We start from the raw sequence: 7,800 nt of genomic DNA on the forward strand, positions 1-7,800 counted from the left end.
TTTGGCATTAGAAAGGATCAGTTTGTTTTTTGATTGATCCTTTCTAATGCCCTAGCAAACGCAGTGCGGTAGTTGTACTACGAAAAAAATATCAAATTTTAATGTCCACTTTCTTGACAGAAGTCCACTTTTGGTTTGAAAATGCTATTTTCTACTATTTTTATTTCCTTTACCGTAATAGGAAGTCAACTTCCGATATAAAAAAGGTGCTATATGGGCATGTGATTCTACCCCAATAAGATCCCAAAGTATTAGATGAATACTATATACAAAACTAGTTAACATAATCACGCTTATCGGCAATGAAAAAGGATCTTCGACTGGAAGATCCTCTTAGTTTTTTCTAAAATTACCCCACCTGTTTATTAATTATCTTTGGACTCTCTCCTGAAATTTGAAACGTTGCTCTGCATTCTCTTTAATAATGATATCGATTCCACTATCGATATTCCTTGAAATATTCTCACCATTTAATACTTTCATAGCAGCTTCGACACTTAAATATCCCATATCATAAGAATTTTGTGCAACTGTTCCAGGCAGCTTTCCCTCTTCTATCAATTTAATCATTTCATTACTACCATCCGCTCCAATGACTGGCATTTTATATCCCAGTTCTTCAATAGTGTGAAAAACAGTTAATGCTAGTTCGTCATTCGTGGCGATTATTCCTTTAAGGTTAGGGTGTTCGTCTAAAATCGTTTTTAAATCTTCTTCCACTTGCAAAGGATCTGAGGAAACATCAATTCCTTCTGCAACAATTTCAATTCCTACAGACTGTAAACTTATTTTAGCACCTTTTATCCGGTTAGAAGATACTGGATTTTTTGTATTTACTCCTAGTATGGCAACTTCATTTCCAGGCTGCAGTTGCGAACTTAGTAACGCTCCAGCTCTTCTTCCTAACTTAACATTATCAGTACCAACATAAGAGGTTTTATCCTCCCAAGCAACATCAGTATCAAGTAAGATAACAGGAATATCCTGTTCGACAAAGTCTTCTAACGCAGAACTAATATAATCCGTATAAATAGGAGCTATAATTAAGCTATCAGGACTTTCCATAAGAACTCGTTCTAAAAAACGATCTTGCTCCTCAACAGATGCTCCATCAGGAGGTGTAATAACTTTACCATTTATACCAAAATCATGAAATCCTTTTTTTACCCCCGCTTCCATAATCATCCAATACTCTACATTTAGATCTTTTAAAACAACAGTTACATTTGGTTTTTCAGCTGATAATGTTTTAGATATATATACTATTAAGAACAAAGACAATATGAATATAATTAGTAGAAAAAAAAATAACTTATTTTTAAACATTAGATACCCCATTATTTCGTAATTCTATACTACTCACTCTATAACATGACAGATCCATTTTCTAATTTCTCTAACAAGCAGATACTCCCCCTTTTAAATCTTCTCTCTTTAAACAATTATAGGAATATCTTTTTTATATGTAAATCTTATTTTTTCAGTGGTTAACAAAATACTTTATTGTGTATCATATACAAATCTAGTTAACATAAAGATTTTTAGAGGAAGCTACACCAAAATAAACCCCTTGGCACCAAAGGGTTTATTGTTTTTATTGTTTATGTATGATTTTATTCAACTAAAAAAGGATATTTTATCTAAGTCCTCTTCCGATATCGGCCCCACCTACGCCAGATACTATGACAGCCACACGTGCCATCCAACCCATTATTATTATAACGGAAAACGCTTACATTTTCAAATATTACTAGAAAACAAGTTTCGACATAAAAAGAGCACTCTTATTATAGGGTGGTCTGTTCATTCTACTGTATATACTATTTTGCCTTGTAGCGTTAAAGTGATAAGTCGTGAGGCGTGCCCTATTTCTTGCTATACCTAACAACCTATTGTTTGTGATCAATGGACTTCCTTATTCTGCTATTTAGTGTTTGCATGGTTATTTCCTATTAGTAGTTTCTTAGCTTCAATTATACGCGAACCCTTATCATATAATTTTTCAAGTGAGATACCTCTTCTTAATACTGTTTGTTCAATCAATCTAATTTCATGATACATAGCATCAGTCAAGATTCCTTTTTGAATGTTCCTATTTATTTCATAATAAAATCTAACCAATAATTCTAACGGTAGTTTATCGTAAATGGAACCTTCTTCTTTCCCCATAAAGGCGCACCTCCTAATTCGACAATGTAAAAAACTAGCATACATTGAAAGAATTTTTTTGGCAATTAAAAACATAATTCGTTTTAGTTAACATAATGCGACTTATAGGCGGTAAAAAAAGGATCTTCAACTTAAGATCCTTTTTTATATGCTTCTTGACTAACGCACCGAATAGAAATTCGTTAAATATAACTACTAAATAGCAACTTTAGGAAGTATTTTTGTTTGTATTGTAGTAACGATTGTAATAGGTGAGCATGGAAACGTATTAACTGGAAGTATTATGGCACCAATAAAGATAGATAGGGTTTGATTAAGACTAATGGGATATCGTTCAAACCTTATATATTAAGGGGTTAAAATCACGTTTTCTAAGGTAATAATACCTAATCTTTAATCTCATTGATCTTAATTGTTGCCTTTAAAAGAAATAAAAAGAACCGATTTTCTTTTCACACTTGAGAATCGGTTACTGGATCACTTTGATTAAATTGACAAGATAAATTCATTATAAACATCCTTATTTTTGTTCTTTTATTTTCTTTATAAAATAAGTGTATTCTGGTTGAGCTTTAGCGTATAATTCTGCTGATTTTGCGTATAATTCTGCTGCTTTAACTAATGAATTTACAATTTTTTTCATTTAAGGTGTCTCCTTCCAATACGTTATACCTTTATTATCGAATATCGGATACTTTTTTTACAAAGCTGATGAAAACGAAAACAACGACAATGTAAGGGAACACTATATATCTTTTTCTCGTGATTTCGTCGTTTTTCTTAATTTATTTATATGTTTTAACTTTCTCTCATTAAGTGCAAATATTTATGAATACTCTATACAAATCTAGTTAACATAATAGCAATTTTAAGAAGTAAACCAAAAAGCCAAACCCAATATTACCAAGGGTTTGGCTCTTAGTCGTTTTTTATTGATTATGCATGATTTTATATATGGTTGAGAAATCAACGTTTTTGGCTTCTGAAGATGCCTGGCAGCTGCATAAAAAAGTGGGGTTTTATACAATCTTTTCTTCCACTAAATCGCCCGATCGTGGAAGAAGGGAGAAACTATAATATAATGCTCAGGATGTTACCAATAACTTAGTCAGTTATTGGTGATAACAAAAAAGTAGTTTAATCTAAAATAAAATGGAAAAGTTAACACTCACCTACTCGAGTAATGAAATTTTGAATAATTTATCATCACCTTCTCGGGGATTTCCTCGCCCATCTCGATTGTTCGTAATCATAAATAATGTATCATTTTCAATCAGCACATCCCGCATTCTCCCCGCATTTTCAAATAAAGTATCCACGGTACGGTCAGTCAGATTAAACACTCGAATGTTTTCACCTCGTAAATTGGCCACATAGATTTTTTTTCTTTTAATTACTATTCCTGATGGAGCCCACGTGTCATCTCCTGTTTGATATAATGGAGAGACCATATTAGGAGCTTGCTGATCACCTTCAATTATCGGCCATCCGTAATTTTTTCCGGGTTCAATTAGATTAATTTCATCATGAGCCGTTTGACCATGTTCAGAGCTATATAGTTTTCCGTCATCATCCCAGTCTAGTCCTTGTGGATTTCGATGCCCATAGGAATAAACATATGAATTTTTAAATGGATTATCTTTCGGAACATTACCATCCAATTCCATACGTAAAATTTTCCCTGCTAAAGCTTCTACATTTTGAGCATTTTCTGAGTTCCCAGCATCACCAGCGGTAGCATACAATTTCCCATCTGGACCAATTTTGATTCGACCACCGTTATGAATTCTTCCACCTGGAATTCCCTCTAGTAAAATGGTTTCTTCCTTCCACGTATTTTGATTAAGCTTAAGGACGATAATTCGGTTATAAACTTCTCCATCTTGTTTATATGTATGGTAGGCAAACGCTTCTTGGGAAATGTCAAAATTGAGTGCAAGAATGAATCCTAAAAATCCTCCTTCACCTTCATGTAGGACTTCCTTTGTAACTTCTACATTTTGAACTGTTTTTGAACCGCTAACACCATCAACTTTAATAATATTACCTGCCCGTTGACTCAAATAAAAGGTATTGTCATGTTTGTTAATATTCCAAGGAATATTTAAATCTGTTGCGATTACCTCAGTTTGTCTTGAAAATACTTCAATTTCCTCCCTTTCATTTTTTTCGGATTGATAATTATCTTCAGATGAACAAGCAGAAATAAAGAGAATAAAGATTAGTATGAAAATGAATTTTTTCAATGCTATCACCTCAATTTTGTTTTTAATAAAATAGTTTAACCATTTTTCATAGAATAAAATAACAAATTTTCTAAATTAACGAACCTTTCTTAGCCTTTAAAGGGTTCTGGTGCAAATACCAAGACAAATTGAAAAAAGTTGTAGGTTCACTTTCAGATAACCCCTTAGGTGGTTATCCTGAATAGTCTATGCATGAATTCCACTTCATCTTGGGCAGACTTTACCCCTTGATGAACCTGCTTCTTTTTTTAATCATATGCATCGCTTCTATACCACTCAGTATGTAAGTAGCTGTCCGAAAAGATTTCAACCCTAACATAGAACGAACACGCTTCTTGATAAAACGATGATCCTGTTCTACGATATTATTTAGATACTTCTTTTGTCTGAGTTGTATGCCTGATGGCATGTTTTTTTCTTTTTTCAATTCTTCAACTGCTATAGGGTAAGCCGGATTTTTATCCACTGTTATGACACGGGGCTTTGAAACATGAAAAGACCGCAAAGCTTTCTTGAAGAAGCACTTTGCAGCCTTTTTGTCTCTTGTTTTACTGAGGTAAAAGTCAATCGTATTTCCTTCGGAATCGACTGCACGATATAGATACATCCATTGACCTTTTACTTTAATATATGTTTCATCGACTCTCCAGGAGTCATTTGTTGCCTTAAGATGACGTCGTACTCTCTCATCTAATTCTGTCCATATTGTTTGCTACGCCATGGTCGTTATAATGTAAAAGACATCTTTGATCTAAACGGTCAATATGGAAAAGTAAATTGGATTGCTTGTATGGCATTTCTTGTATCGATCTTGGCAGAAATTCCTTTTATAAACACATCATTCTACGTAGGACCAATAGCCAATGCGTTTGAAGGAGCAGATATCGCTTGGATTGTTGGGTTAGTTGTCCCTGCTGTTTTATATTACTTCTCAATGAAAAAAAGTTAAATATAGAAAAACAGGTAGAAAAACCTCAAGGAAACACGGAAGAGCTTTCTAGATAATTTAAAGGATAATTATTGTAAAAGATAACTTATTAAAGAGTACTGCAAAAAAACACTATTGTTTCTGCAACACAAAATAATAAGATTAAATAAAAAGGTGAGACACTAATAGTAGCAGTGACTCACCCTTACAGCATTTAATTATAGGGCTTCCGATAAACAAAGGTTCATAACAATAAGCGACCTTGTTCATCCTAATCAGAATAACAAGGTCACTTAAATTATTTCCTTACTCATTAATTTTTTATCCCTTTAGTATAGTTAATCCATTGTTTTACTAGTTTATCTTTCACCGTATCCCTTACATTAGCATAAAACTGATTAAATAAAGGTAGGTAAGAATTTAATTCAAATCGCTCTCTATCAACAAAATCAGCTAAAACAAGTTTTTCTCTCCTACACTTTTCCCCCTTTTAAAAATGGAATTTAGTAAATCTTTCTTTCAATTAATACTCTGGTATATAAAGTAGTAGATTAGTATCATGTACATTTTACAAAGATTCTTTTATATCTGAATGAACAGTAAATAATAGGTTAGCAACAGTTAATCTTCTTCTCACAATAATTCCAATCCAGGAGGCAAGGGTAGCTTTTATTAATCCAACTATGATAAAAGGAGTGAATTCACTAGCAATCGAGTCGCTTGCTTGGCTTTATTAGGGGATACTACCTAGTGAATCGTTTATTACGTCCAAAGCTGAGAAAGGAATATAGTTATAATTAACTTCCAAGTGCTTTTTTCGTTGCGTTACCAACAATACCATCTACGGCTAGACCACGTGCCTTTTGGAATTGACGGACTGCCTGATCCGTGTTTGAACCAAATACTCCGTCAACACCTTTTGTATTATATCCTTTTTCAGTAAGGAGACGTTGAAGCTCTGTTACAGCAGGACCTTTACTTCCTTTTTTAAGGGTACCGCTTTTGTTTAGGGATGACGATGTCGAAGGCGATGTTGGATTAGTTGTTGTCGTTTTTCCAAGTGCATTTCTCGTTTCTGTACCAACGATGCCATCTGCTTTCAGACCTCGAGACTTCTGAAATTGGCGAACTGCATTTTCTGTATTTGAACCAAATACTCCATCAATTCCCTTTGTGCTAAAACCCAAAGAAGTAAGCTTTTGCTGAATCTCCTTAACAGCAGGACCTCTACTTCCTTTTTTAAGAACCGATCCATTTACCGCAGTAGAAACGGGGCTAGCTGTTACTTTATATCCGTTTGAAGCCGCGATTGAATCAAATGATTTCCCTGAAGTAGTGATAATAACAGGTGTATTGACAGGAACTTGATTAAACAGCCATTCTACCTCACTGTCATACATTCGCACACAACCGCTACTAACATAACCGCCTATTGAGTCAGGGTTGTTGTTACCGTGAATCGCATAGGTTGTCCCCCATGTTCCCATAGCATTTATTCCAAGCCATCGGTCACCAAGAGGATTGCGTGGGTCGCCACCTGGAATATTACCTGTATAATAAGGTCGATTCTTGATCTTGTTCACAATTTTAAATGTGCCTTCTGGTGTTAGAGATTGACTTCTCCCTGTCCCTACCAAAAACACTTTTTTCAGTTGATTGTTTTCATAATAAGCAAGCTGATTGTTTGATTTATTAATGATAATAAACTTGCTTCCTGCTGCAGAAACGGAAGATATCTCTACACAAAAAAACATCAGAATTACCATAACAAAAAGAAAAAACCATTTTCTCATCAACTCTCCCCCTTTATTTCATACAATCTATAAGACTCAATATATTTCGAAATATTTTCAAAATATTCCGAAAATTTGTCTATATGATATTTTTCAATACAAAGGAGGTTAAATCCTTCTAAATCTTTCAAAAATGATAAAGTTCTGTGGGATTTCAATGCTTGAAATTACAACTTGAAAGTTATTTCAATTCAAGAGCAGAAGGATTTGTACAAAAAATAGATCCATATTATAAGATCTATTTTTTTGATGAGCTAAATTCTTGCATCATCAATGACTTTTTTAAATTACAAGGATCTCCGCAAAATAATTAACTCAAACGAACTATCCATATGGTTCTGGCTTGGAATGCTAGTAATAACTGTCGTTTTAATCGCAGCGGATATCATTGCAAACAGTTACTTCGTAAAAAAATACGGAGGTTCTAAAACTTCGGAGAGGATCGCTACTATTGCAACGATAATTGGTTCTTTATCATCCCTCCTTTCGGGATAATACTTGTACCTTTTTTAGCGGTACTTGTTACAGAATACATCGTTCAAAAGAATTGGCTAAAAGCAATAAAGGTAGGTTCAGCTACTGTTGTTGGTTTTTTAGGTGGAAGTATAGCGAAAGTATTAATTCAATTACTAATGATTGGTATATTTATTATTTCCGTGATTTT

General features: G+C 33.7%; 5 protein-coding genes and 3 pseudogenes. 2 read left to right on the top strand and 6 right to left on the bottom strand.

Translation table 11 applies throughout. The features are described from left to right. Positions 1 to 369: 369 nt before the first annotated feature. The 5 genes and pseudogenes from K9V48_RS26430 to K9V48_RS26445 form a co-directional block, all read right to left on the bottom strand. Positions 370 to 1,326: a sugar ABC transporter substrate-binding protein gene (locus K9V48_RS26430; protein ID WP_224142067.1), complete on the bottom strand. Its 957-nt coding sequence runs from the start codon at positions 1,324 to 1,326 to the stop codon at positions 370 to 372. Positions 1,327 to 1,923: 597 nt separating this feature from the next. Beyond that, a complete protein-coding gene (locus tag K9V48_RS26435) occupies positions 1,924 to 2,169 on the bottom strand; it encodes a hypothetical protein (protein ID WP_224142068.1) in 246 nt (81 codons plus the stop codon). A gap of 520 nt (positions 2,170 to 2,689) precedes the next feature. Then, the gene (locus tag K9V48_RS29225; RefSeq protein WP_263432961.1) at positions 2,690 to 2,812 is read right to left on the bottom strand and encodes a hypothetical protein; all 123 of its coding nucleotides are present in this window, start codon (positions 2,810 to 2,812) and stop codon (positions 2,690 to 2,692) included. A 529-nt stretch (positions 2,813 to 3,341) separates the two neighbouring features. Further along, entirely contained in the window at positions 3,342 to 4,424 is a 1,083-nt protein-coding gene (locus K9V48_RS26440) for a PQQ-dependent sugar dehydrogenase (RefSeq protein ID WP_438803927.1), read from the bottom strand. Positions 4,425 to 4,579: 155 nt separating this feature from the next. Then, positions 4,580 to 5,112: pseudogene (locus K9V48_RS26445) on the bottom strand (IS6 family transposase); the annotation flags it as partial. Positions 5,113 to 5,118: 6 nt separating this feature from the next. Here K9V48_RS26445 and K9V48_RS26450 point away from each other — a divergent pair. Continuing rightward, positions 5,119 to 5,364: pseudogene (locus tag K9V48_RS26450) on the top strand (cytosine permease); the annotation flags it as partial. 776 nt (positions 5,365 to 6,140) lie between these two features. On the opposite strand, the gene K9V48_RS26460 reads toward K9V48_RS26450, so the two are convergent. Further along, positions 6,141 to 7,136: a L,D-transpeptidase family protein gene (locus tag K9V48_RS26460; RefSeq protein WP_224142070.1), complete on the bottom strand. Its 996-nt coding sequence runs from the start codon at positions 7,134 to 7,136 to the stop codon at positions 6,141 to 6,143. A gap of 273 nt (positions 7,137 to 7,409) precedes the next feature. Here K9V48_RS26460 and K9V48_RS26465 point away from each other — a divergent pair. After that, a pseudogene (locus K9V48_RS26465) lies at positions 7,410 to 7,800 on the top strand (DUF456 domain-containing protein); the annotation flags it as partial.

This window comes from Metabacillus rhizolycopersici (assembly GCF_020075705.1).